This is a genomic window from Pedobacter puniceum, assembly GCF_009674685.1.
Taxonomy (GTDB): domain Bacteria; phylum Bacteroidota; class Bacteroidia; order Sphingobacteriales; family Sphingobacteriaceae; genus Pseudopedobacter; species Pseudopedobacter puniceum.
Window position 1 is genome coordinate 1,379,098 of sequence record NZ_WKJI01000001.1, and the last position, 26,256, is coordinate 1,405,353.

Annotated in this window: 19 protein-coding genes; 3 read left to right on the plus strand and 16 right to left on the minus strand. The window is 36.4% G+C overall.

From position 1 onward, the window contains the following. Window positions 1-3: 3 nt before the first annotated feature. Genes GJJ64_RS06185 through GJJ64_RS06195 form a run of 3 tightly spaced genes read left to right on the plus strand, consistent with a single transcriptional unit; the run spans window position 4 to window position 3,926 of the window. Window positions 4-1,275 (plus strand): efflux RND transporter periplasmic adaptor subunit, encoded by a 1,272-nt coding sequence (locus GJJ64_RS06185; protein ID WP_154286812.1) that lies wholly within the window; start codon window positions 4-6, stop codon window positions 1,273-1,275. Window positions 1,276-1,287: 12 nt separating this feature from the next. Further along, window positions 1,288-1,887, plus strand: a complete 600-nt coding sequence (locus tag GJJ64_RS06190; RefSeq protein ID WP_154286813.1) for a methyltransferase family protein — start codon at window positions 1,288-1,290, stop codon at window positions 1,885-1,887. Further along, a complete protein-coding gene (locus GJJ64_RS06195; protein WP_154286814.1) occupies window positions 1,887-3,926 on the plus strand; it encodes a heavy metal translocating P-type ATPase in 2,040 nt (679 codons plus the stop codon). The genes GJJ64_RS06190 and GJJ64_RS06195 overlap by 1 nt, the downstream gene beginning before the upstream one ends. A 37-nt stretch (window positions 3,927-3,963) precedes the next feature. Here the strand turns inward: GJJ64_RS06195 and GJJ64_RS06200 are convergent, their stop codons facing one another. From GJJ64_RS06200 to GJJ64_RS06275, 16 genes are all read right to left on the minus strand, one after another. After that, a complete protein-coding gene (locus GJJ64_RS06200; protein WP_154286815.1) occupies window positions 3,964-4,845 on the minus strand; it encodes an ORF6N domain-containing protein in 882 nt (293 codons plus the stop codon). Next, window positions 4,835-6,928 (minus strand): type IA DNA topoisomerase, encoded by a 2,094-nt coding sequence (locus GJJ64_RS06205; protein ID WP_154286816.1) that lies wholly within the window; start codon window positions 6,926-6,928, stop codon window positions 4,835-4,837. Before GJJ64_RS06205 ends, GJJ64_RS06200 begins: the two co-directional genes overlap by 11 nt. 6 nt (window positions 6,929-6,934) lie before the next feature. Then, window positions 6,935-8,410 carry a DUF3945 domain-containing protein gene (locus GJJ64_RS06210; protein ID WP_034867810.1) on the minus strand — a complete coding sequence of 492 codons (1,476 nt, stop codon included), beginning with the start codon at window positions 8,408-8,410 and terminating at the stop codon, window positions 6,935-6,937. 99 nt (window positions 8,411-8,509) lie between these two features. Then, on the minus strand, window positions 8,510-8,800 hold the full coding sequence (locus GJJ64_RS06215) for a helix-turn-helix domain-containing protein (protein WP_034867813.1): 291 nt from the start codon (window positions 8,798-8,800) through the stop codon (window positions 8,510-8,512). Window positions 8,801-8,826: 26 nt separating this feature from the next. Next, the gene (locus tag GJJ64_RS06220; protein ID WP_034867814.1) at window positions 8,827-9,180 is read right to left on the minus strand and encodes a helix-turn-helix domain-containing protein; all 354 of its coding nucleotides are present in this window, start codon (window positions 9,178-9,180) and stop codon (window positions 8,827-8,829) included. A gap of 250 nt (window positions 9,181-9,430) precedes the next feature. After that, entirely contained in the window at window positions 9,431-10,276 is an 846-nt protein-coding gene (locus GJJ64_RS06225; protein ID WP_034870198.1) for an RteC domain-containing protein, read from the minus strand. A gap of 364 nt (window positions 10,277-10,640) precedes the next feature. After that, complete coding sequence (locus GJJ64_RS06230) at window positions 10,641-11,246, minus strand: RNA polymerase sigma factor (protein WP_154286817.1); 606 nt, start codon at window positions 11,244-11,246, stop codon at window positions 10,641-10,643. 206 nt (window positions 11,247-11,452) lie between these two features. Further along, complete coding sequence (locus tag GJJ64_RS06235; RefSeq protein ID WP_154286818.1) at window positions 11,453-14,593, minus strand: polysaccharide lyase family protein; 3,141 nt, start codon at window positions 14,591-14,593, stop codon at window positions 11,453-11,455. A 171-nt stretch (window positions 14,594-14,764) separates the two neighbouring features. After that, on the minus strand, window positions 14,765-15,796 hold the full coding sequence (locus tag GJJ64_RS06240; protein WP_154286819.1) for a GntR family transcriptional regulator: 1,032 nt from the start codon (window positions 15,794-15,796) through the stop codon (window positions 14,765-14,767). A gap of 2 nt (window positions 15,797-15,798) precedes the next feature. Further along, window positions 15,799-16,740 carry a glycoside hydrolase family 43 protein gene (locus GJJ64_RS06245; protein WP_154286820.1) on the minus strand — a complete coding sequence of 314 codons (942 nt, stop codon included), beginning with the start codon at window positions 16,738-16,740 and terminating at the stop codon, window positions 15,799-15,801. A 4-nt stretch (window positions 16,741-16,744) separates the two neighbouring features. Next, a complete protein-coding gene (rhaM, locus tag GJJ64_RS06250) occupies window positions 16,745-17,053 on the minus strand; it encodes an L-rhamnose mutarotase (RefSeq protein WP_039448668.1) in 309 nt (102 codons plus the stop codon). Window positions 17,054-17,075: 22 nt separating this feature from the next. Beyond that, window positions 17,076-19,484: a glycoside hydrolase family 31 protein gene (locus GJJ64_RS06255; protein ID WP_154286821.1), complete on the minus strand. Its 2,409-nt coding sequence runs from the start codon at window positions 19,482-19,484 to the stop codon at window positions 17,076-17,078. Continuing rightward, window positions 19,484-20,626, minus strand: coding sequence for a glycoside hydrolase family 88/105 protein (locus tag GJJ64_RS06260; protein ID WP_154286822.1), 1,143 nt, complete (start codon window positions 20,624-20,626; stop codon window positions 19,484-19,486). The genes GJJ64_RS06255 and GJJ64_RS06260 overlap by 1 nt, the downstream gene beginning before the upstream one ends. Before the next feature lie 302 nt (window positions 20,627-20,928). After that, window positions 20,929-23,823, minus strand: coding sequence for an exo-beta-1,4-galactosidase (locus tag GJJ64_RS06265; protein WP_154286823.1), 2,895 nt, complete (start codon window positions 23,821-23,823; stop codon window positions 20,929-20,931). Window positions 23,824-23,832: 9 nt separating this feature from the next. Continuing rightward, window positions 23,833-25,431 carry an arylsulfatase gene (locus GJJ64_RS06270; protein WP_154286824.1) on the minus strand — a complete coding sequence of 533 codons (1,599 nt, stop codon included), beginning with the start codon at window positions 25,429-25,431 and terminating at the stop codon, window positions 23,833-23,835. Window positions 25,432-25,473: 42 nt separating this feature from the next. Beyond that, window positions 25,474-26,256 (minus strand): rhamnogalacturonan acetylesterase, encoded by a 783-nt coding sequence (locus GJJ64_RS06275; RefSeq protein ID WP_154286825.1) that lies wholly within the window; start codon window positions 26,254-26,256, stop codon window positions 25,474-25,476.

Sequence of the window (26,256 nt, forward strand, 5' to 3'; positions counted from 1 at the left end):
CAAATGAAATTTAATATAAATAAAATCACGTTGATAGCAGCGATAGCTGTTTTAATGTTAACTTTTTCTGCCTGCAAAAATGATAAGCCAGCCGAAGATAAATCTGCCGAAACCAAAACTGCAGGGAAAGAAGAAGCCGCCCACGAAGATGAAACAGCAGCCATTGCCACACTTACCGAAGAACAAATAAAAACAGTAGGCATCCAATTAGGCGCAATAGAACACAAGGAATTGACAGCGACCATCAAAGCAAATGGAAATTTGAAAGTTCCTAATAACAACAAAGCCAACGCCACTTCTTTGTACGGAGGTGTGATAAAATCGCTGAAAGTTCAAATCGGAGATTATGTAAGAAAAGGTCAGGTAATTGCTACTATTGCCAATCCGCAGTTTATACAATTGCAGGAAGAATATCTTACCATTGGAAGTAAAATTACTTTTGCCGAGCAAGAAGTGCAACGCCAACAGGAACTGAATGCAGGCAATGCCGGCGCTTTGAAAAATTTGCAAAACTCAACTGCCGAGCTCAAAGCGCTTCGCACACGAAAAGCATCATTGCAACAGCAAATACAGCTTATGGGCATTAATCCAAATTCAATCTCAAACAGCAATTTGAAATCGGCATTGTTGGTTACAAGCCCATTGAACGGAACGATAAGTAATTTGTATGCCACAATAGGCAGTTATGTTGATGCTTCTTCGCCAGTTGCCGAAATTGTTGACAACACTTCATTGCATTTGGATTTACAGGTTTTTGAAAAAGATTTGCCACAGGTAAAAGTAGGACAAACCATTCATTTTACTTTAACCAATAATCCTACAACAGAGTATGATGCTACGGTTTTCAGCATCGGTTCATCCTTTGAAAATGAGAGCAAAACCATTGCCGTTCACTGCCGTGTAAATGGCAATAAAAGCGGTTTAATTGATGGAATGAACATCACAGGAATTGTAAGCCTCAATAACGTAACAACGCCTTCTGTACCTAACGATGCGATTGTAAATGCCGATGGCAAATATTACATTTTTGTACAAACAGATAAAGAAGTAGAAGTGCATCACGAAGAAGGCGAAAAAGAGGGCGAAGAAAAAGACCATAAAGAAGATAAAACCGCCAAAAATTTTGAAAAAGTAGAAGTGCTGAAAGGCGTATCTGATATGGGTTATACCGCAGTAACATTTTTAAATCAAATTCCTGCCGATGCAAAAATTGTAGTAAAAGGAGCATTTTTCGTAAATGCAAAATTGAGCAATGCAGGTGGTCACGAACATTAAAAATTGAACGATATGATTTGGTTGAAATTTTATTTGCCATTGTATTTGGTGTTGTATATGATGGTAGCTTTTGTGCTACCATCATATCGCACTTACAAGCAAACAGGCATCAACCCCGTAAAATTTGGCAAAACGGATAATGCACACGACTATATCGGATTTGTGATGAAAATATTGATAGCATTGCTTTTCGTAGCTGTTTTCATTTATTCATTCAGTGATAATGTTTATCAATATTTAGTGCCGATTTCTTATTTAATGAAAGATTTATTTTTAATAATCGGATTAATTCTGATACACCTTTCATTACTATGGATTTCGGTGGCCCAATATCAAATGAGTTACAGTTGGCGAATTGGTATTGATGAAAGCAATAAAACCGAATTAATCACAAAAGGACTGTTTTCCTATAGCCGGAACCCAATTTTCTTAGGAATGATAATCAGTGTTGGGGGAATATTTTTTATACTGCCCAATGCACTTACATTTTTTCTGATGCTTTCAACTTATATCGTTATCCAAATTCAGATAAGACAGGAAGAAGAATTTTTGAAAAAACAACACGGAGAACAATATTTAATTTATAAAAAAACAACTAAAAGGCTATTCTAATGGAACACAAACATAAATACGATGCACAAGGCAAACAGCTTTGTTGCACAGCACAAGAAGAAAAAATATATACCGATGCCAATGCTAAAAAATTATTAGAAAAGCATCACGACGACGATGGACATAATCACGAACACAGTGACGATGACGGTCATAACCACGGGAGTACGGACAAATCTACGTTTCAAATGTTTTTACCAGCCATTATCAGCTTTGTATTGCTGATGATAGCCATTGCTTTTGACAATTGGTTTCCACAATCCTGGTTCACAGGTTGGGTTAGAGTTATTTGGTACATTGTTGCCTATGCACCGGTTGGATTTCCTGTAATCAAGGAAGCATTTGAAAGCATTCGCAAAAGCGATGTATTTTCAGAATTTTTATTGATGAGTATTGCCACCATTGGAGCTTTTGCGATTGGCGAATATCCCGAAGGTGTAGCCGTAATGTTGTTTTATGCCGTTGGCGAAGTATTCCAGACTTTAGCCGTGACAAGAGCCAAAGCCAACATCAAAACTTTGCTCGACCAAAGACCTGATGAAGTAACGATTTTAGAAAACAACCAATCCAAAACTGTAAAAGCAGAAAGTGTAAACATCGGTACTATCATTCAATTAAAACCCGGAGAAAAATTAGGATTGGACGGAGAATTATTGTCCGAAACCGCTTCATTCAACACAGCAGCATTGACCGGAGAAAGCAAGCCTGACACCAAAACAAAAGGCGAAACTGTATTGGCGGGAATGATAAATTTAAATACAGTAGCACAAGTAAAAGTAACGACTGCTTATACTGATAGCAAACTTTCTAAAATTTTAGAATTGGTACAAAACGCCACAGCACAAAAAGCACCGACAGAATTATTCATTCGGAAATTCGCGAAAATCTATACACCGATTGTTGTTTTATTGGCAGTGCTTATTACCATTGTTCCTTACTTTTTTGTTGATAATTATGTGTTCAGTCAATGGTTGTATAGAGCATTGGTGTTTTTGGTTATTTCTTGTCCTTGTGCTTTGGTTATCAGCATTCCTTTAGGGTATTTTGGTGGAATTGGTGCAGCTTCTAAAAATGGAATTTTATTTAAAGGAAGCAACTTTTTAGATGTACTTGCAGCTATTAAAAATGTAGTAATGGATAAAACCGGTACGATGACAGAAGGCGTTTTCAAAGTACAGGAAGTGATTTTAAAACCAGAATTCAATAAAGACGAAATTCTGAAATTGGTAAATGCATTAGAAAGTCAAAGCACACATCCCGTTGCAACTGCCATTCATCAGTATGTAGGCGAAATTGATAATTCCATAAAATTAGAAAACACAGAAGAAATAGCAGGTCACGGTTTGAAAGCTACCGTAAACGAAAAAGAATTATTGGTAGGTAATTTCAAATTGATGGATAAGTTCAGTATCAGTTATGATTTAGACCCAAGCACAATCGTGTACACGCTAATAGCCATTGCTTACAATGGTAAATTTGCAGGCTACATCACCATTGCCGACAGCATCAAAGAAGATGCACAGCTAACCATTGATAAATTAAAAGCATTAGGTGTAAAAACTACAATGCTAAGCGGAGATAAAAACACCGTGGTAAAATTTGTTGCTGATAAATTAGGAATTAATAATGCCTTTGGCGATTTATTGCCGGAAGACAAAGTAAACAAGGTAAGAGAAATCAAAGTGAAAAGCGAAACCGTAGCATTTGTGGGCGATGGTGTGAACGATGCTCCTGTTGTAGCATTGAGTGATGTAGGTATTGCGATGGGTGGTTTGGGAAGCGATGCCACTATTGAAACTGCCGATGTGGTTATTCAGGATGATAAACCAAGCAAAATCCCGATGGCAATTAATATCGGAAAACAGACCAAGAAAATAGTTTGGCAGAATATCATTTTAGCATTTGTGGTAAAAGGGATTGTGCTCATTTTAGGAGCAGGTGGTTTAGCCACTATGTGGGAAGCCGTTTTTGCAGACGTAGGGGTAGCATTATTGGCAATTTTAAACGCTGTACGAATACAACGGATGAAATTTGATTAAGTAATATAAAACTTCGGAAAACTTCAGAAGGATTTGCTTATTGTTTGTTCAGGATTTGAAGCATTCTACCCACTTCAATATCCATTCTCGAAAAGGCAAACCATTTTTTGCCCAGGTCTTTTAGTGAAGCCCCGATATGATACAGCTCCGTTTGGTCTATTATTAAAAAGCGGTCGTGAGCATCGGAAAAAATCTCTATTTCAATGGGAGGATATTGGCTGTTATACCGTTGCACATCCAGCCTTAGCTGATTGCTGATGCTTTTGGTATAGATGGTGGCAGTTACATGGGCATTACGTTTTCCTAATAAGGTTAAAACTGTATCATCCACGTAATTATCCAGCAGTATAATGGAGATTTTTGCACTTCGCACAATATCAGACACAAAGGCGTAGGCATCAAAAACCTGCCCGTTGTAAAAGATACCTTTTTCGCTGTGGAGCTTATCGCTTTCCAAAGCCTTAAAAAGCTCTTCAAATTTTTGGTCTGCTTCTAATTGCTTTAATTCAATATTATCCAAACGATGAAACAAAGCGGCATTGCTGATAAGCATTCTACGCATTTCCACAAAGGCTTCCATAATTCCAACACTGACTTTAACCGCTATATCTGAACGGAGTATAGCAGAAGCCATTGCGACCCCTTGTTCGGTAAAAACATAGGGCAGATAACGTCTTCCGCCGTAGTTCAAACTTGAGGTTCCAATTTGGAACCTCAAGTTTTCAACTTCCTCTTCGGTCAGTTGAAAGCAAAAAGAAACGGGAAACCTTTCAATATTTCTTTTTACGGCTTTATTGAGGTTCTTTGTTTCTACCTGATATAAGGAAGCGAGGTCGCTATCCAGCATCACTTGCTTGCCACGTATGGTATATATAAGGTTCCTGATTTCCATCGGGCTAATGGTAGGTTTATTTTCCATTACTTTTGTAGCTTTTATTTTTAGCAAATTCAAAAGAGGTTGTACAATCCTCTTTCAATACAATATACGCATCGAATTTCTTACCTGCCTTGCTTTTCATTCCTTTGATGAGTGAAGTTTTCTTTTTATTGACAAGGCTTTCAATATCGGCTATGCCGATTTGTACGCCACACACATTACGGAACTGTACCCAATTACAAGCCTCATCTGGACATTTCACAATTTTATCACGGATAATGAGTTGTTGGCTTGTGCATTTCGGGCAAACCAATTTAGGCAGGTTGTTTTGGGCAATGGAAGTTTGCAACAATTCATTGGTAATAGAGAAAGCATAAGTTTCCATTTCTTTTTGAAAAGTTCCTGCATCCACTTCGTTGTTTTCGATTTTCTGCAATGCGAGTTCCCATTCGGCGGTCATTGCCACGTCTGCAATTTTGCGGTCTTTGACCAATTCATATACCTGCAATCCCTTTTCAGTCGGTATTAAGGATTTTTTTTCTCTTTGGATATAATTACGGGTAAACAAGGTTTCGATTATTGCGGCTCTTGTAGCCGGAGTGCCGATACCTATATTTTGTAAAGCCTTGCGTTCCTCTTCATTTGCGATTTCCTTTCCTACACTTTCCATGGCCGACAAAAGCCCCGCTTCGGTATAAAGCACCGGCGGCTTGGTTTTCTTTTCGAGAACGGAGGCTTCTTTTATTTTGAGTTCATCGCCTTTTTTCAGTTCGGGTAAATCCTGTACAGGTTCGGTATCATCATCAGAGAAACTGCCTTTAATGGAACGCCAGCCAGCTTCTATAATCTTACAGCCTTTTGCGGTAAAATCGTAATGCAATACCTGTAAACCTACATCCGTTATCTCCTTAATACAGGCTTGTGAAAGAGCTTCGAGCAACCGAAAGGCAATCATATCATAAACGGCATTTTCCTTTGCGTTCAATGCTGACGGGATTTTGTCTGTAACCAATAATCCGTGGTGGTCGGTAACACGCAAATCATTCACGATACGTTTATTGAAACGTCCCCATTTCATTTTTGATATGGCTTGCTTGCAAGTTTCCCTATCCTGCAAGGCCCTCACGAGGTTGGGAATTTCTGCCCACATATCTTCAGGAATGTATTTGCTTCCGGTACGTGGGTAAGTGATAAACTTCTTTTCGTAAAGGCTTTGGGCAATGTTGAGCGTTTCTTCGGCAGAAAGGTTCAATTTTTTATTGGCTTCCTTTTGCAATCCGGTAAGGTCTAACAATAAAGGGGGTTGTTCTGTAACGCTTTTGGTTTCTACTGATGTAATTGTTGCCGTTTCGCTTCGCTGAATGGCTTTCAACGCATCATCGGCAAGTTTTTGGTCTTCCCATTTGGTTTTGGAAAGGCTTTTAAAATCTATCAACTCTTTATCATGCGATAACTGTATCTGCCAATATTTCTTTACCGAGAAATTCTTGTTTTCCAAATACCTTTTGCATATCAAAGCCAATGTAGGCGTTTGCACTCTTCCGAGCGAATAGATGCCATTTCCTGCGGCAATACTCAACGCCTGTGTAGCATTTATGCCCACAAGCCAATCGGCTCGGCTTCTGCTTTGTGCCGCCTGATGCAATCCGTCAAATGCTGCCCCGTCTTTTAGATTGTCAAAGCCTTGCTTGATGGCTTTTTCAGTAAGCGAACTTATCCAAAGGCGCTCAAAGGGCTTATTGCATTTCAGGTATTCGTAAATGTACCTGAAAATGAGTTCGCCCTCACGCCCTGCATCGGTTGCAACGATAATGCTGCTACTTTGCTTAAATAGCTGTTCAATAACTTTCAGTTGCTTTAATGCACCTGTATCAGCGGTATAACCTTTTTCTTTTTTTACTTTCCGGACGGTCAGCAAAAAAGGGTTGGGGAGTATTGGCAAAGCAGCTTTGTCAAACCCTGAAATTCCGTAATCTTCGGGCATTCCCAATCCTATTAAATGACCGAATGCCCATGTAACAAAATAGCCATTACCTGTCAGGTAACCTTCCTTTTTATCAGATGCTCCTACAAGTCCAGCTATTTCCCTCGCTACGCTTGGTTTTTCTGCAATGATTGTTTTCATACTTGATTACCTTTTTACGCCTTTGGATTTTGCAGGAGCTTTCGGCTTTTCCTGTTGTTCCTGCTGTTGTTTGTTTTTCGGTCTTTGCTGTCCCGACTTCAAAGGCTCATTGATGTTTTTAGTTGCTTCGTTGGTCTTGCCCTCCGAATTGACGGCAGTTTGCGTTTTATGGGCTTCGGTGGGTTTTACCCTTTCTTTATATTGATTAGGAAACTCAAAGTCTGTTTTTCCGGTATCTTTGTTGAAAGTGATATAGCCATTGTACGTTTGTCCTTTCTTATCAACCAGCCCTGCCATATAAACGGTTTGTCCGGCTTTGAAATCCTTATGCTGCTCATCGGTCAGTTCTTTACCTCTGAATGTTTTTGGAGCTTCCTGCGGCTGGTTTTGCTGATTGTTTTGTTGATTGTTTTGGGTTTGACCGTTGTTTTGGATTTGCCTGTTGGAGTTATTGCGGTCAAAAAGGAACTCTACATAACGCTTATCAGCATTGAGCTGTACCGTTGCCGAGAACTCCGTTCCTTTCGTGGAAATCATAGCGTCTAACTTTAGCGGTTTACCCTCCATTAGAGTTTGCTTCTGCTCATCATTCAGCTTTACGCCTTTAATTTCATCGGGAATTTTTATGAAATCCGTCCGTAAGGCTATCACATCATTGGTTAGCCTATCTATGCTGATAATGGACGGCATCAGTTCGCCAGTTTTAGAATTGATCAGGTTAACCACACGCCCCATATTACCCGTTTCGAGCAGGTTCTTTTTGTCTTCATCGGTAAACTTGTGTCCGAAAAACTCAAAATGTAGGTTGGGTTCTTTTTTGATACCGTGTATTGCTACGATAACATTTCCATCTTCGGCTTGCTGTAAAGACAATCGGGCATCTGTACGAAGAACAGAACCTCCGAAATTAACGCCTATCGGCAAAAGTTCATTGGTTTTATAACCTCGTAACAAAGGGTCAAGCAGGTTTCTTTTTTCAAGGTATTCCTTGCTTAATCCGAGGTTTTTCATTGTGTCCCAATCAATCTGCTCCGGTTTGTAGCGGTACTCGCTGGCTTCCGGTGTTGTTTGTGTTGTTGCCATATTTTTTTGATTTTCTTGTTTCTTATCCTGTTGCGGTTCTGTTTTTACTTCGTGTTCTTTCATCACTTTTTCACCTTCGGGAGTAGGCTTATCTACCTGCTTTTGCATTTCCTGTGCTTTTTCAATTGCAATAGGTGCAGGCACTTTGAAGAATGAAAAATTGGTAGGGTTCTTTAACTGGCTGAAAAAATTAGAGAAGAAGTTGGAAAAGAAATCGCCGCTTTTATCCACCCGCATAAACTGGTTTTGGTTTTTCTTGGTGGGGTCAACGGTTTCCATTTTCCCATTCTCGTCAATACTCTTTACGGCTTGGATTTTCATTTTTTCTTTATCCAGCACCAATAATATGTCCGATAACTGTTCGGGCATTTCCTGTTTCTTTGTGGTTTCTTCGCTCATATTCTGAAAATTTTAAAAGTTCACTGCCGAATGTAAAATAAGCGTTGGCGGTATTGCTCAATTTGGCACTCAAAGGCAGTCTTTGGCGTTCATTGGCGTTCATTTTGAGGGCGGGTTAAAGCTCTCTCTAATGAACTGATGTACATCAGATAGCTTGTAATACAATTTCCCGCTTATGGTATAATACGGTAACTTCCCGATGGAGCGATACCGTTGCAGGGAACGGTTACTGATTTTTAGCATTTGTAGTAAATCCTGGTTATCCAGCAATTCCTCGCCATCTATGCTATTGCGTTTCTTTTGCAACTCATTTATATTGTCGCCCAGCATATCAAGACGGCCCATCAGGCGTTCCATCCACGCTAAAAATTCCATTCTGTCAATATTCATAGGGATATACTTTTAGGGGGTCATACCTATTTTTTATCTGTCTTTAGCTTTCTGCCTTTTTCGATATAGCTTTTCCCTTTTGCCATAAGCTCCTGCACAAACTCATCACTGCTCTGTATCGCATTGGCATTGAGCATATCCTTAATTGCTCCTATGGTGTAGAAATATTGACCGTAGATTTTTGAATAAGCAATCTCGCCTTTGGTGCGCATACGCCATAAGGTCTTTTCGCTGATGTGCAGGTATTGGCATACCTCGTGGTTATTGAGCCACAGGTCATCATAGTTGGTGTCGTCCAATCTTTTCAGGTAATCGGCAATGGCATTAATACGGCTGTTTAGCTGTTGCCACGCTTCTTCTTCAATGGTTATTATTTTCATTGCACAGCTTTTTAAAGTTCACTATGCAAAATTGTTAAAGGTGGCAGTGTTTGTCTGCCAAGCCTTGCCAATTGGTTTGGCGGTTTTTTGAAAATTTTTACAATTAGGGAAAATCGCTGTTTAATAAGGGTTTGGAGGCATTGGGGATATTTTGTAATGCAGTTTTGCCAACATTTGCCAATTGGCAGATATGGGCAAAGAAAAAGCAGTACATTTTGTGTACTGCTCTGAACATACCGTTTTAACTTAGCTAAAGGTCTTTATCCATATATTCTTCGAGTGATATTTTGAGATGGTCTAAAAATGCCGTCCGGGAACCTGCCCTTGTTTTCATTCGGTGGAAAGAGTGATGTATATCGTTTAAGGGAGTTCGGAATAGGACTTGAAAAATCAAAGCTAATTTTCGGATGCCTATTTTTCCGTGTGCAATGGAATTTGAAGCATAAAGTGCATATATCAGTTCGATAAGAGCATTTTGAGAATTTGTCCACGAAATATCTTTGTGTGTATCTCCGTTTATTAAAACGGTATCGGGATTTTTTTCGGGATTTATTTTGGTAAGCAAAAAAGTATAAAGTAATTCATTCGCTATAATATGGGCTATTTTGTTATCATAATATGTAGAAAAACTAAGGTCAATTTCAAATACGCCACTCTTTAATCCATCGTGGTAATTGACTTTTCCGAGCCTGAAATAACTATGGTCACGGTCTATCCTGCCAGTCCGATAATACCTGTAAAAATCCTCATTGCAAATACTTTCTTTGTATTCTGATTTGAGGGTTTTTAATAGGTTCTCAAAATAGCTTTGATGTATTTTGCCATTGCTAACGGGGCAGGTAGTTTCGATACGGAAGACTTTGTTATAGTAAATGAGCTTTCCTAAGATTTGTGGTTTGATGTTCTTGAAAAAGTCAATTTCTTGCTGCTCATTTGTAAATCCATCCTGTAAAACTTTTGCTTTTATGTTACACAGCATTTCATTTAGAAACAAGGTCATTTGGTAAGCCTCTTCCGTTGTTTGCATCATTTGGGAAGAAAGTTTATCTTCTTGATGTCTGATTTGCGTTAATAATTTACTCAACACGATTTCCATAGCATAGTCTTTTAGAGGTTCTCACTATTTGTTTCGGAGTTGCAACTGTTGTTGATATGCCAAAATTTGGGAATAATATTGAAACCAATATCACAGGCTCCCCACAGTGTGGGTTTTTTTTTCAAAGATTTTTCTATTCGCACGAATGATAAAAGGGTAAAGCACCAATGTACTTTACCCTTTTATTTTTTATATTTGCAGTATTGATTTACAAGGTAATCGAATGAAAGCAAGTGCAGTAAGCACCATTACTAAATCGTTACCGATAGAGTTTCCCTCTCTTGTAAACTACTATTTATTAGCCACTTTGGGCTATATTAATCTTTTTTTTTAAAAAATCTTTAAAAGCCCTTTAAATAGTATTTTAAGGTAGGTAAATAAAGACTAACATTGCAGCGCCAGCCATTTGATTTTTTAAAATTTGGATGGCATTAAATGTGGTGTTGTAAATGGTACGTATAGAAACAGACATGATAGCGGCTACTTCTGCCGGACTTAAGTTATTATAGTAAAGCAAGAAGATAACCTCTTTTTGTTTATGGCTTAAGCTTTTTAAAGCATCAATAAGTTTCTTCTTATTCTCGGTATCTAGCTCTTTTAAAACTAGTACATCTTCATTAGAAGGCGATAATCCAAAATCATGCTCGTTTAAATTTTCTTCTTGTGTAAACTTGGCTGTTTTACTATGTTCTCTTAAAACTTTGTTTCTTAAAGATTTTACTAAATAATTTTTAACAGAAGCTGGCGCAGAAAGATTCTCTTTATTTTTCCAAAGAGATGTAAATAAATCATGAATGGCGTCTTTAACCAATTCTTTATCGGTACTAATTTTACAGCCGTACCTAAATAATAATGCCGAGTATGTTTTATAGAAATATGCATAAGCCAACTTATCTCCTTCCTTGAATTTTATCCAAAGAACAAGTTCATTATCTACCTCTACAGATTCAAATCTTCCTTCTACCTTCATTTAGTAAACCGAAAAAACAAATACTTATATAAAAAGGCTGAAAATAAAATACGAATGGTACGCTTCAGCTATAATTGGTTATTCAATTATAAGCAAAATATTTTTAAAATGTTAAATACACACTTATTTATTTTTTTATTTTTTTTTGAGATTAAAATATTGTCCGGAAGATGCGCCTTAGTACATCTTTCGGAAGAAAAATCATATTACTGTATAAATAACTTTCTAACTTCGATAAAATCGTTAGCCTTTATTTGTAATAAATAGTTACCTGGGGCTAGTTGTTTATCAAAGTTTATTTGATAATTACCTGTAGAATTTTTGTTAAAGGACTGTTTTAAAACCACACTTCCTGTTAAACTAGTTAAGGTTAATTCTACTTGATGGTAAGAAATGTCTTTAAGCGTGATATTAATTTTTTCTGTTACTGGGTTAGGATAAACATGAACTTTTACATCATCATATAAAGAAAAATTAACCACTTTAATACCTTTCTCTGATGATAATCCATTAAAATCGTATTGTATAAGTTTGTAATAGTTTAGGCCGTTAAGCGGATTTTTATCTGTAAAATTATAATCGCTTCTAGCATGAGTATTACCTTTTCCATCAATAAAACCTATGCTAGTGAAATGGATACCATCAGCAGATCTTAGAATTTCGAACTTCTGGTTGTTTTGTTCTGAAGAAGTTGCCCAGCTTAATATAGTCGTGTTACTTTGAGCTTTTGCGTTAAAGCTGATTAACTCGATAGGTAAAGTCATGCTAGCATCGCCTTCTAAACTGATGTAATCATACATGATATGGTTACCATAACTAGATGTTGAAGGCATTAATAAGGTAATAGTATTTGCCCCTACCCTAAGTTTATTCATAGGAATATCTACCACTTGTATGGAGTATTTAGCATGGTTAGACTGTCTTAAAAAAGCATTACCACCACCCAAAGGAGGGTAAAAATTAATAGGTGTTGAGGATTCGTTATTTACATAAATCCATTGTTGTGCATGGTCTGAGCTGGCATAAGCAATGGTTAATTTGGCATTCCCTGTTGTTGGGATACCACTTGGTAAATTAAAATTTAAACGCCATTTCCATGATGATTCTACCGTACCATCGGCCTTAAAATAAGGCGAATGTACATAAGGCAGAGCTGTTGACCAGTTTTTGCTGGCTACATTATACTCTATAGGATTACTAAATGTTACTCTAAATTTATCTTGTACATAGCCTTCTGAATAATCAAAATCTCCAAATTTATATTCTGCAGCGGTACGGTCTGGCACACCTATTTCCCAAATTAAACTTCCATTTGTTCTAGGTATTGTCCAAACGATATTACCTAAATTTGTTGTGTTATTAGCCGTTACGGTGATATTAGCTACTGAAAATTCTCCGGTAACACCATTACTAAAAGCAAATAAGGTATAAGTTCCGGGTCTTACATGTTTAATATCAAAATTACCAGAGGCATCGGTTTTAACCCAATATTGGTAATTTTCTTCTTCAAATTGCCATTGTCCGTTTGAGTCGTCACTTAATTGGGTTACTCCTATCCAAGCATTAGCACCAGTAATTTGTGGTTTATAGGGGTCATTAATAGAGAAATTACCTATTATATTTCCTCTTTGGTTTGCCAAAGGATATTGCGGGGTATTGGTAAGCCAAGCATATGGCCATTGTGCTTTTTCAATGGCAGCTCTTGCTTTAGCATCTGCCCAGTTTAGCTCGGCAGTAGATTTATTAGAAGTATACAACAAATAAGGCCCATAGATTTTAGACCAAGCTTCGCCTTGTTTTATCACAAAACCTTTAGAGTTATAATGTACCCCGTTCATACAAATATGGATAATACCAGCAGCGGCATTTAAATCGTGATGGGTTGGACCGCTGTTAAAATACTCGTGACTACCAAATACAGCCCAGCTACCAATGTTATTAACATCGCTACCAAAACCATAAGCGGGTAATTCTATCAATGGCTCGCTATACTGATATTTACCATCGTATTTACCTGCTCTAACGCCAGCGTTTATTTTTATAATTTCTGCAATACCTGTTGGTGTTGCCGTAGCATAATCGGCAACAGAAGGCATTTTCCATTTCTTTACATCATTAACAAAAATGTTTTCTGCTAAATAATCTGTCCCGTTATTGGCAATCCACATCACTTGTCGCCACGAGCCTAAATCAAAATCCGGATAGCTAGCTTTATGTTCTAGAATAGAATACGTATATAAACCGCTATCGTTCTTTTTAAGTACGTAATGTATATCGGCATCACAAGGGGTAACATTGCTACCAGGAGTGTATGGTCTTTTAAAGGATACATCAATATAATCTGCAGTTTCTTCTTTTACAGAAAAAGTAGCTCCAAATATAGTTTCAAAACCTTTGGAAGAAGTAAAATCATAATAAGCACTTATTTTATTTCCTGTTTGCGCTATGGTTTCTACGCCATTTACTTTCATAGATAAGATATTGCTTGTTCTCTTATCTATTTTAGCCTCCACAATACCATTATTTAAAATGATGTAACTGGTATATTCTCTTAAAAGACTGTTTGGATTTTGAGGGATGGTAGCTGTTGTTCTAGTACCATCAAAAGTTACAGATAAAGTTTTCCCTGCAGGAAAAGTTATTTTACCATTGGTAATATGGGTTTGTAAAGCAGCAACTTTATCTCCGGTAACAATTAATCGGCCTATGCCGCTAATAAAGATAGAACCATTGGCACCAATGTTAACATTACCTGTAACATCTACCGTACCGTCGTTAATATTTAAAATACCTATTGGGTTTGCTGTACCCGTAGCAACTTCTAAATTAGTACCTACATAAATGGTACCGCCTGTTACATTTGCAGTAGCATTTCCTCCAACGCCGTTTCCTACATAGAAAATATACCTACTATACATAGCACCACCATTTACTTGTAAAGTAGCTGTGGCCTCTTTACCCAAGAAAACATTATTTCTAATATTAAAGCTAGCAGGTGCATTTAAAGTAATATTGCCATTTAAATAAGAACTATTCCATGGAATAAGATTTCCATTTATGGTAATATTAGCACTAGCAGTAGTATTAAAATAGTTTGGTCTGTAACTTACATTGCTTGCGTTACCACCACTTTGTATTGGGTTATTTGGATTTCCTGCACCAATAACCATGGTATGAGCTTGCATATCTGCAAAGTTGATGGCTGTATTAGACCAGTTATTAGCGTTATAAAAATCGGTACTGGTGCCACCAACCCAATTGTATGTAATTTGCGCAAACAGCTTAACGTTAATAAACAAGAAAATGAATGTGTAAAATAGTGTAGTTTTTGTAAAGTTTAATTTCATAAATGGTTATTGGTTAAATTTTATAAACCATTTTAAAATATAACACACCGAGTTCTTAAGTATAGAGATACTAAGTTTTAGTGTTTAGGTTTTTGGTTTATAAAGGCTTATCTAATGTAAAAACTACATTTTTCAACCGCATCCTGCCCCATCATGATGAAAGAGAAAGAATTATAAAGAAGGCCTAAGGGTTACATAAAATGGAACAGCATGATGTTCTTGCTTATTGGTTTTAATCATTTCGGCGGTTAAATTTCCCATCAATTTAAAATCTGTAGATATGGTGGTAATACCATTTAACAAGAGTTTTTTTAGAGGTGTTTCATTGTAGGATATTAAACCTACATCTTTACCTAATACTAAATCTAAAGAAATGATATTCTCTATTAAAGTAACCAAATCATCCTCCATTAAATTGATATAAACTTCGCCAGCATTTATAGGCTCTTGTTTTATATCGCTAACAATAACATGATTAAAAGCATATTGCTGACAAAATCTTATAAAGCCATGAACTATTTCTTTTGGGAAGTAACTCTTTTTAGGAAATAATAATTTAATAGTATTGTATTTACTTAATTGCTCATTTAACTCGGTTAAAGCATTATAAATATCCTTCTCAAAATTCTCATAAACAGCACCATAAGAGCCTTCTACGCCATATACCTTCTTATCCAGTAAAATCAATTTCTCTTTAGGTAACTGATTGATGATTTCATAAGCATTCTCGCCACCTTCTAAAAAATGGGGAGCTATTACGAAATGAGAATAATCTGTTCTTCTGTTTAGGATGAGCTTTTTAAAGATGGTAAAATCATTATTATAGATATAAAAATCTACGGCAGCATCTGGACCTAAAGCGGCTACAAATGCATCGTAAATCATTTTCTTATGTACCGAAAGCTTATTAAAAAGCAAAAATACCTTTATTTTCTTTTTAAAATTTGTATTACCAACATAATAACCTCTACCAGGAACAGATACTATGACGCCCAACTTTTTCAGGTATTTATAACCTCTTTCTGTGGTATCTCTTGATATTTCTAAGACATAACTCAACTCATTAATAGAAGGCAAAACATCATCTTTTTTTAGATGGTTGTTTTCTATAGCTGAAATGATAGCGTTGCTTAACTGTAAGTATTTTGGCGTTGCAGAGTATTCATCTACTTGAAGAAATTTATATAAATCGGTTGGTTTCATACTTATTCTACCGTTTTAACATTCAACAACTTTTGTAATTCTTCTTCGGTGATGTTTAAAATAGAGCCATGCCTAATACCTTTAGGCAAATTTATTTTGTATGATATGTCTTCCCAGTTTTCTAAATCTTTAGAGATTAAGGCTCCGTACTGTTTTAAGGTATATTTATCGAAATAAACTATCCAATTACCTTGGTGCTTAAAAGCTGTTGGCCCTTCTGCCCAATAATTGCCAGTAAAAGGTTTACTAGCCGCACTGTAAGGACCGGTTATTTTCTTACTGTAAGCGATTTTTAAATTCTTTTGAACAGGCTCTCTAGTTTCATCCTTCAGAAACATAACGTAACGCTTTCCATCTTTTACTATAGAAGCATCAATAACATTAAAACCGGGCTCGTACAATAAACGCGTTGGGCTAAAGGTTTTAAAGTCTTTGGTTAAGGTATAATACATGCGATGATTATAACCACTTTCTTTTTCTGAGGCTGTTTCTAAAAACTTACCTTTTATTGTTGTTGCCCAATAAATCATGTATTGCTTTTTCTTGGCATCGTAAGTAATTTCTGGTGCCCAACAGTTTCTAGCGCCTTCTTCATGCGCCATAACCGGAATAGCTATTTGCGGAGACCAATGAATTAAATCTGTTGATGATGCATAACCAATGGTTTTATCTGTCCAACTAACTGTCCACACCATATGAAACTTACCATCTGCCCCTCTAATGATGCATGGGTCTCGCATTAATTTATCTTTAGATACTTCTGGTTTCAGAAAAGATTCATCGTTTTTTAAGGCTTGCCAAGTTAAACCATCTCGGCTGTAAGCCAAATGCAAACCATCTTGTCCGTTGTTTTTAAAGTAGGAGAATAAATAAACCGTATTCTTTTCTTGCGCTTGAATAGCCAATGAAAGAAGAAGCATCAATAAAATAAGAATCCTTTTCATATGCTTAATCAAGATGAAAAACCTGTTTTAAAGGAATACTTACCGGAGAATTATCCGGATTGGTTTCCATAATATCTGCCATGTAAGCCCACCATTTTTGTACTATTGCAGTTGAGCCTAAATCTTGCGATGATGAACCCGATTGTTGTTGTACAGCAAATAGCGTATTAGTGGCTTCTTCTAAAAATATCGAGTAATCACTTATCCCGTTATCTTTTAAGAGCTGAGCTAATTCTGGCCAAATCTCATCATGTCTTTTCTTATACTCTGCTTCGCAGCCAGGTTTTAATTTCATTGCAAATGCTATTTTCATATGATTTAGCTAAGCTTAATTTTTATTGAATAACTACCTCAAAAGCGCCACTGGCTTCTAGCATAACATAGTTTTTGCTGTTATCATACTTCCAGCTGCTTAGTGGTAATTCTTGATTATTGACTTTAACTGATGTTGGTTTTTGTTTAAAACCATAAACCTGTAATTGAAATTGCTGAGCTATTGGCTGATAATCGCCTACAGGCTTAGCTACAATAATTTTTACAGCATCTTTTAACTCTTCTGAAGTGATTTTGGTTGTAGCAAATTTTCCTTTTTGATAGTCTAAAGTTTTACCATCATCCTCATACAAATTAAATTCTGATTTCCCTGATGGATAAACCGCTAGCGTGATATTTTTAACAGCTTGCTCATCGGTATATTTCATATCTTGTTGCATAGGGATAATGCCTCCACCTCTTACAAAAAGCGGAATGGTATCTAAAGGAGCAACCACGTGTATGTACTGAGAACCAGAAATTTTCTTACCTGTCCAGTAGTTATACCAATTGCCTTTCGGCAGATATAAAGAGCGTGTTTTGGCAGCTTTAATAGTTATCGGGCAAACCATTAAATTATCCCCAAGAAGATATTGATCATCTATGTTATAAGTATTAACATCATCCTGATGGTTTAATACCAAAGCCCTCATCATAGGGATACCCGTTTGATGATTTTGATACATACTTGCGTACAGATAGGGCAATAAACGGTAGCGTAACTTATCGTAATTTCTAAAATTACGAAGTGCATCTTCGCCATAGTTCCAAGGTTCTTTATAACCCGGATGATCCATCCCAAAAACCAAAGCAACCGGACTTAACATCCCAAATTGTACCCATCTGATATACAATTCTGGATCTGCAGGGTGCTCAAAACCACCCATGCAATGTGCCCAATTACTCACTCCGGATAAACCGATATTTAAACCCGCTTTAATAACCGGAGCAAAATATTGCCACTCGCTAGGCCAATCTCCAGCAAAAATAAATGGATAGCGCTGTATGCCTGCATAACCTTCGCGGGTTTGGTTTAGGCCTCTTATTTTGTTTAACTCTTGAAACTTCTCGTAAGGAGCTTTTGCATAAGCTATAGGGAAAATGTTGTGTAAGCGTTCTGCTTCTTGCCCTGTTGGGCCAACCTTATCACTTTCGTTTGCTTTATGACCAAAGGCACTTCCCTCATCTGTTTTAAGAAACATGGCACCTTGTTTGGCTACACGCATAACGCCGTTTTCCCACCACCAATCGACAGCTTTTTTATCAAAAAAGTTTACAAATTCGCCCGGCTTACCATCTTCTGGATAGGTAAAACCTTTTTTACGGGCTTGGTCTAAAAGGTTTAGTTTTTTAGCATTATCAAAACGCGGGCGTAGGTGTAAACCCACCATTTTATAATCCATCGCATAAATGCTATCAAACATGGCTTTAGGATTCTTGAAGGTCTCTCTCCACTCGAAAGTGGTAGCACCCTTACCACCATTTTCGCCAAATAAACGCCAGGTTGAATCTAACCAAATGATATCTGCAGGTATATTTTGCTGACGAAGTTTTTGTGCCAAAGCTATTACATATTGGGTGCTTGTCATTTCTTCATGCCCCCAAGTACCACCGCTATAAGTACCTACATGTAAGCCCAAAGCAAATTTAGGCATCAACGGTGCTTTACCTGTTATGCTGGTATAATCCTGAATTAAAGAAGGGAAACTAGGGCCATAGATGAAGTAATAATCTAACTCACCATTTTCTGGGGCAAAGCTGTATTGATTTGGATTGCTAGCACCCATATCCCAATTAGAAGCATAGGAAGTATGTAAATAAATACCATAACCTTTGGTACTCATGAAAAAAGTAACCGGGCAGTAATTGGCTTCTAAAACATTATAAGCACCAACTTCATGCGGTAAACCTTCGCCTCTACCCACATTTAACCTTAGCTTTTTACCCTTGCGGTCTAAAAAATCCATTCTTTCGCCAAAACCAAAAAAATGCTCGTTAGCTTGCATGGTTTTGGTAATGGTTTTTGCTTCGCCTTTTATTTGCGCTGGTAAAGCATCTTCATTAATAAGTAAACCTTTATGGTTATAAACTTTGATTAAAAATGGAGATTTCTGAATTTCTAGCTTTAAACTATCAGAATTAATGGTGATTTTGTTTTGATTTTCTACATGGTTAAACTGTACTGTAGACCAATTGTAATTATTAACCATGTAATTTTCTTGAGCTGCAAAAGCGCCATTAGCACTGTATCTTACTCTGAAAATTTTAGGCGAACAAAACTCTATTTTAATAGTAGCGCCGTTTTGTTGAAAGGTAAACTCGTTTCCCTTTTTTATAATAGTTTCTATTGCTCTCTCCTGAGACAGTACCGAAGTACTGCCCAGAAAGAAAACACTTAGAAAAATGATTAGAAAATTCTTTTTAATCAGCATTATTTACCTCCAAGTTTATACATCTCGGCACCAGCCAAAAGAAAACATCCTAAGCCATAATCTTCAAAATCAGGCATGCTGGTATAGGTTACCGGCTGCCCATCTTTAGGCTCTTTGCCTGTACCTTGTACATATCCTAAAAATCCGTTTGGATGTACTGCTTTGGTTACCATGGCATTCCATGCTTTATTGATAACCGGTAAATAAGTTGCTTTGTCTAACAAACCGTTATTAATGCCATAGGCCATTCCGTAAACAAAAAGGGCTGTACCTGTAGTTTCTGGACCACCAAAATTATTTGGATCATTTAAACTCACATTCCAAAAACCATCTTCTCTTTGCAAAGGCACTAAGGCTTTCATCATTTCTAAATAAGTCTTTAGGTATTCTTCACGATGAGGGCCATCTTTAGGCATAATATCTAAAACCCTAACCAAAGCTGCTACTACCCATCCGTTACCACGACTCCAATAGCAATCATCGCCATTAGGCTCTTTATAAGGCGGAACAAAATCTTTATCTCTCCACCATAAACCTTCTTTAGCATTATACAAACCGCCACCTTCTACTTCTTTGGTGTGCATGTACATTTTATACATATACTCGAAATAAGCTGGATTTTTCTCTAAAACACCTAGTTTAGCAAATACTGGCATTGCCATTTGAATAGCATCAATCCATGTCCAATCGTTTACTTTACCAGATGCCATCATTAAATCCATAGAGGCTTTAATATCTTTAATGCGCTCAGGTTTTTTATCGATATAATACAAATCAATATAAGTTTGACCGCATGCTTGATCATCCCCATTACGGGTTTTAATACCGTTTCTTAATCCCCATTTATGTTTTTCGCCCCATTCTACTGCATAATCATAATATTTTGGATTTTTATCTATCTGATAAAGCGCCATTAAACCTTCATAATAAACCGCTCTAGTCCAGATATTACTTGGTCTTAAAACATTGGTAAAAATAGGCTTGTATGGGTCTGGCCATTTGTTCATGAAGTAAGCATTTGTAGAACGCATTACTTTTAGGATTTCTTCTTTTTGAGCTTTTCTTTGCTTTTGTGCAGCACAAGAAGAAAACACCATAACAGCCAAGCCGAGGATAAAAATTTTTAATAGGGATTTAGACATGATTGTATATTTTATAATCGTTAATTATTGATTTGCACAAAAAATCATCAACTTTTAGTCTTTAAGAATAAAGGCCAATAAAATTTAGCGACAAAATTGTATAACTGGTTTTCTCTGCGATGTTAAGGAAATATAAAATGGACAGCAACCTGCTGTGTCCTGTTTGATGGTAAAAAAACTCGTTTTAAACCATAAAAACCTTGATAATTAAATTTCAAGGTTTTTATGATAGGTGTTTAAGGTTATTTTTTGGGAAAGGAACGAAAATTAATTTATGATAACATCCTACAAAAAAATAAAAATTATTTGATTTTCGGTTTTAGCTCATCAGGGCTGTCTTTGGTGTAGGTATCAAAAACTTGTTTAGAGCTTGTTTTAAAAATATCTTCTATTAAATGGATATCTAACTCATGTTCGGGTTTAAAATCAGCAGATTGCATATAACGTTGTAAGCTATAAAAAAGCTGACGAGCCGCAGGCTGATTAATACCAGTTTGTGGTGATAAATTTGCACTAGACACTATGATTTTACCATTTCCTACTTTGGCTTCAAAAAGCATGGCTAATCTTCTATTCATAAACCAAGTATCAATGGGTTGAATAAGAGGTTTAAAATTAACAGGAAAATCTTCCAAATGCATTACTTGTGTTTTATTCACAATTTCCCACCATTGTATATCACTATGATAATCTGTTGGAAAATGATGATAAGCTGGATGCTTTGGATTAAGCAAAATTCCTAACGTATGAGGCGGACGCATTTTAAACCACGATGTATTCCAAAAAACTGGAGTAAAATTTTGGATAACTTCTTTACCTTTTATAATACTTCCTGAAGCATTTAAGAAAACATTACCGCCTTGATGCAATACTTTCTTAGCCTGCTCATCTAATACCGTTGTATAATAAAAACTAGGTTTTGTAGTAGGTAATGCACTTGGATAAACCCAAATATTCCAATTATTACTAAAACTAGTTGCTTCTATACTTATCTCGTAAGTGAGCTTGGTAGCTTGAGTAATTGATTTTAATGGAAAACTAATTTTTCCGAGATGATTAAAACCGTAATTTATTTGTTGATTATTGAGCCTTTGGGTAAAGATAACTTCCCCATCATCTGTTTTAAGGGTTACTAAGACAGTTTGATTGATTAAGGGCTTTTCTCCATAATGTGATACATCTACCGTAGCGTTAAATACCTCATCGTGATGATAAATAAATTTAGGTACTTGAGTGAGTGCTACTGTTGTATTACAAAAGCGAGTAAAATCTTTAGCGCTGGCATAACCTTTTTCTTCCCAAAAAGCATTTAAAACGCCAACAAGTGCTGTGCCTTGTCCAGAATAATCATTTAATCCTAAAAGTTGAAAGCCTGAATAGCCTGGTGTTCTTAAAGCCTTTTCAATCTCGTTTTTATAACAAAGTAATTGCAGTTTTCCAGAAGCCATCAAAAAATCATTTGCTTGGTTTAGCATATGATGGTCTGCCAAATCTTCTTTAAACAACTCTAGGTTTTTAGCTTGGAAAGCACCCCTATATTTTGGTATTTCTGTAAAATCTGGAAAAACACAATACTGCCCCATTTCATGTGCCACAAAAGGTACTTTAAACTGCGTAATTTGCTTTTCGTAAGTACTTTCACTTTCAGGTAACTTATTCCAAGCTAAGCCTCTTGCTCCTGCCCTAACCATAAACTCATTATTAGGTATTACAGGCCAGCTACCACCTACAGAAGCACCTGTATAAAGTTTTCTGGCATCTTTAGCCTTCCAATATTCATTAAATTTAGTAAGGTATTCTACCTGTTTGCCACTAGGCTCGTTACCATAAGCCATCATACAAAATGAAGCGTAATTACCGTAAAAATCATCCATACGGTTGGTTTCATCATAAATGTATTGGTCTATAGGTTTACCATTTCCTAAAGAACTACCGTGGTTTGCCCAACTTGGCCCTTCTGGTTGTAGGTAAAAACCCATTTTATCTGCTGCTTTAAAAGCGGCTTCTGGCGGACAATAAGAATGAAAACGCATATGGTTTAAACCAAATGATTTACAAATCTTAAAGACTTTTATCCATGCTTCTTCATCCATTGGGGCATATCCCGTTAAGGGAAAAACACAATTTTCTGCTGTACCACGTAGAAAAACTGGTCGGTTATTGATATAAAAATCTTTTCCTCTGGTTTCAAACTTGCGCATACCAAAAGTTACTGTTTTGGTATCCTGTTCATTTTTAAAAAGAGTATTCACTTTTAACTCATATAAAGCCGGATTAAATTCATCCCACCATAAAAAATCATCGCCCATAGGCAACTCTATGCTTACAGTATCTTGATTTTTCTTGAGATTATAGCTAATTGATAAAACGCTCTTTTGCTTTGGTTGGGTACTATTAAAACTGTTGGCTTCTAAATGAATAGTACCTTTTTGTTTAAAATTATCTGCATTTAAAGCCACCTTCACTATTGCCATTTTTTTATCTGGCTGTGGATAAACTTGAACATTAGTGATAGAAACTAAATCTTTTGCTTGAAGCTCTATTTTACCTACAACGCCATTCCAGTTACCTTGTGTATGGTCTGTAATACTATGAGAATCTGGGCCAACGTTAATTTCTTTAACCCTATTATCAATACGTAAGGTAATGGTATGTTTGCCGGGTTTTAATGGCTTTTCTAAAGTATAAACATGAGGTGCTACTAAGCTATTTTGCATTCCTATTTGCTTATCATCCACAAATAAAACGGTTTCTGTGTGGGCTCTTTCTAAAAAAAGACTTATTCTTTTATGCTTCCATTTTTCTGGTACAATTACCTCTTTTTGATACCAAACGGCACCTAAATAATGTTTTTTAGGTGTTAGCCAAAAAGGAATTTTAATATTATTTGGCTGCCTATATTTTGCTAATCGCGGATGAAAATAAAAAGAACTATCGTAAATACTGCCTGTCCATTTGGTAGTTAAAGTAATTGGATTACCTATATTTTGCTCATTTAAAGAACCTGGTAGTTGTAGCTCTTTATTGAATTTTTGAAGATACCATTTTTCATTTTCGCCTTTATCATTGGGATCTAAACGGTATTTCCACTGACCGGCTAAAGAAACAACTTTTTCATTTTCTGGTCCATTAAAACTTAAAGAAAGTAAGCCAGCAACAATAAAAAAGAAAAATAAAGAATTGAATTTAGCACTCATAGTTCATGATTAAGGCTTCTTTTTATCTAACAATTCAAAAGGAATAACACCTGTATCTTGTGCCCATTCTTGATACAAAACAGCCATTTCTTTTACTTTATCAGAAAATTGTGAAGCAAGGTTTTGCTGCTCAGCCCGGTCTTTAGATAAATCATACAATTCCCATTGGTTTGCAGGGTAGTTAGATACCAATTTCCATGAGCCAACTCTAACAGCCCTGTTACCTTCATGCTCAAAAAACAAAGCTTTATGCCCTTCCCATTTCTTTTTCTGAAAAACAGGAACTAAACTTTTGCCACTTGTAGGTACAATCTTATTACCCCGATAGCTTTCGGGATAATTTACTCTGGCTAAAGCCAAACAGGTACTCATTATATCTATAATATGTGCTGGCTGATGGTTAATTTGAGGTTTTATCCATTTTGGACCGTAAGCTATAAAAGGTGTTGCTGTACCACCCTCGTACTCCCAATGTTTAAAAGAACGAAAGGGTGTGTTGCTTACATGAGCACCCCAAAAACCATAAGCTGTAAACGATGAAGGATTTGATGCTGGCATTTTAGATGCTTCAATAATTTGAGGTGTAAAACCATTAGCATTGATATTTTCATGACTTGCACCATTATCAGATAGGAACATAAAAACGGTATTCTCATCTTCCCCTATTTCTTTTAGCTCGGCTTTAAGCTTACCAATATTTTTATCCATACGATAAATCATAGCTGCATAAACAGCCATTTTATCATCCCAATCTTCTTTTTCTTTTTGCGATAAGCTATTCCAATCTGGTAAATTAGTATCTCTAGGAGATAGTTTTTGGTTAGCCGAGATGATACCCAATTGTTTCTGCTTTTGAAAACGCTGTTCTCTTAAAACATCCCAACCTTGCATAAACTTACCTTTAAATAAAGCTATATCTTCTGGTAAGGCATGTAAAGGCCAATGCGGCGCTTGATAAGCTAGGTATAAAAAGAAAGGTTGTTTAGGGTCTTTTCTTTCTTTGATAAATTTAATGGCAAAATCTGTATAAGCATTGGTAGAATAATAACCCTCGGGAGTTTGATACTGGTCTTCGCTTAAAGCTATGGTAAGTTTTTGGTTTGGACGATAAGGTCTGTTCTCGAAATAGCTATTAGCACCATCAATTAAACCAAAATATTTATCGAAACCTCTTTTAGTGGGCCAATTTTCTTTTGCTTGCCCAATATGCCATTTACCAGCCATAAAAGTTGCATAACCATTGGTTTTTAAAGCCTCGGCTATGGTAACACAGTTTCTGTTTAAATAACCTTGATAAGCTGGCTGAGGTCTGGTATTCACCATATCACCTACACCTGCTTGATGCTGATATAATCCTGTCATTAAAGAAGCCCGAGTTGGACAGCAACGAGAAGCGTTATAAAAATTTGTCATTTTTAAACCTTCCTTAGCCATTTCATCTAAAACCGGAGTTTCTATTTCTGAGCCAAAACTGCCCAAATCAGAAAAACCCATATCATCAGCCAAAATTAAAATGATATTGGGGCGTTTCTGAGCTTTAATTTGTTGAGCAAACACCTCGCTTACAGCTATTAAACTAAAAAATAATAGAGACAAAAATCTATTCATGACGATAAGAGGTTTACGATATGGATACCCTAATTTAGTTTATCATTTTAGGTATTTAGCTAAATTTAAACCTTTAGTAGTTTTAATACCATCTGCTACTTTTTTAGCGTTAAACTTTGCGCCTTCTTCTATGGTGTGGGTATTATCTTTTGGCCCAAAATAAAGTTGATTTACTTTACCAGTACCTAGGGCATCATATTCATGGGCGATAAGCTTATTTAAATCAATAAAAAAAGCATTTTCTTGTTCTGCCGCAGCTTTTGCCCAAAGCGCATACTCGGCCCGGTTTACCTTAGCATCTTTCCATGCATTTCTGGGTACTAAAGAGCAAACAATAGGAATAGCACCTTTGGCTTTTGTTTCTTTTATAAATTGCCTGATATACCAACCATAAGTGTAAACCACTTCTTGTTTTTTTAAGATAGGATTATAAATTTCTTTACTCTCATCACCATTCCCGCGGATGGTTCCTCTGGCTCTAGCGGTATCATCTAAAGGGCTGCTATCATTATGCCCAAACTGCATGATAACATAATCTCCAGGTTTTAACTTTACCAAAACGCTATCCCACAAACCTTTAGACCTAAAAGTTCTGGAACTTGTGCCGCCAAGCGCATGGTTTTCTATGTTGATTTTATTGCTATCAAAAAAATCGGGAAGGAAATGACCCCAACCCCATAAACCACCAGCACCATTATCTCTACCATTTTTTACGGTAGAATCGCCAATGAGAAATAAAGTAGGTTTATCTGCTTTTTTAAGCGCTAAACATGAAACAGCTAGTACTAAGACAAGAAGTAATAAGATTTTATATTTTTTGAACAT

Coding starts and splice junctions, on each gene's coding strand:
- GJJ64_RS06185 (WP_154286812.1), top strand. CDS start 4: ATGAAATTTAATATAAATAAAATCACGTTGATAGCAGCGATAGCTGTT.
- GJJ64_RS06190 (WP_154286813.1), top strand. CDS start 1,288: ATGATTTGGTTGAAATTTTATTTGCCATTGTATTTGGTGTTGTATATG.
- GJJ64_RS06195 (WP_154286814.1), top strand. CDS start 1,887: ATGGAACACAAACATAAATACGATGCACAAGGCAAACAGCTTTGTTGC.
- GJJ64_RS06200 (WP_154286815.1), bottom strand. CDS start 4,845: ATGGAAAATAAACCTACCATTAGCCCGATGGAAATCAGGAACCTTATA.
- GJJ64_RS06205 (WP_154286816.1), bottom strand. CDS start 6,928: ATGAAAACAATCATTGCAGAAAAACCAAGCGTAGCGAGGGAAATAGCT.
- GJJ64_RS06210 (WP_034867810.1), bottom strand. CDS start 8,410: ATGAGCGAAGAAACCACAAAGAAACAGGAAATGCCCGAACAGTTATCG.
- GJJ64_RS06215 (WP_034867813.1), bottom strand. CDS start 8,800: ATGAATATTGACAGAATGGAATTTTTAGCGTGGATGGAACGCCTGATG.
- GJJ64_RS06220 (WP_034867814.1), bottom strand. CDS start 9,180: ATGAAAATAATAACCATTGAAGAAGAAGCGTGGCAACAGCTAAACAGC.
- GJJ64_RS06225 (WP_034870198.1), bottom strand. CDS start 10,276: ATGGAAATCGTGTTGAGTAAATTATTAACGCAAATCAGACATCAAGAA.
- GJJ64_RS06230 (WP_154286817.1), bottom strand. CDS start 11,246: ATGAAGGTAGAAGGAAGATTTGAATCTGTAGAGGTAGATAATGAACTT.
- GJJ64_RS06235 (WP_154286818.1), bottom strand. CDS start 14,593: ATGAAATTAAACTTTACAAAAACTACACTATTTTACACATTCATTTTC.
- GJJ64_RS06240 (WP_154286819.1), bottom strand. CDS start 15,796: ATGAAACCAACCGATTTATATAAATTTCTTCAAGTAGATGAATACTCT.
- GJJ64_RS06245 (WP_154286820.1), bottom strand. CDS start 16,740: ATGAAAAGGATTCTTATTTTATTGATGCTTCTTCTTTCATTGGCTATT.
- rhaM (WP_039448668.1), bottom strand. CDS start 17,053: ATGAAAATAGCATTTGCAATGAAATTAAAACCTGGCTGCGAAGCAGAG.
- GJJ64_RS06255 (WP_154286821.1), bottom strand. CDS start 19,484: ATGCTGATTAAAAAGAATTTTCTAATCATTTTTCTAAGTGTTTTCTTT.
- GJJ64_RS06260 (WP_154286822.1), bottom strand. CDS start 20,626: ATGTCTAAATCCCTATTAAAAATTTTTATCCTCGGCTTGGCTGTTATG.
- GJJ64_RS06265 (WP_154286823.1), bottom strand. CDS start 23,823: ATGAGTGCTAAATTCAATTCTTTATTTTTCTTTTTTATTGTTGCTGGC.
- GJJ64_RS06270 (WP_154286824.1), bottom strand. CDS start 25,431: ATGAATAGATTTTTGTCTCTATTATTTTTTAGTTTAATAGCTGTAAGC.
- GJJ64_RS06275 (WP_154286825.1), bottom strand. CDS start 26,256: ATGTTCAAAAAATATAAAATCTTATTACTTCTTGTCTTAGTACTAGCT.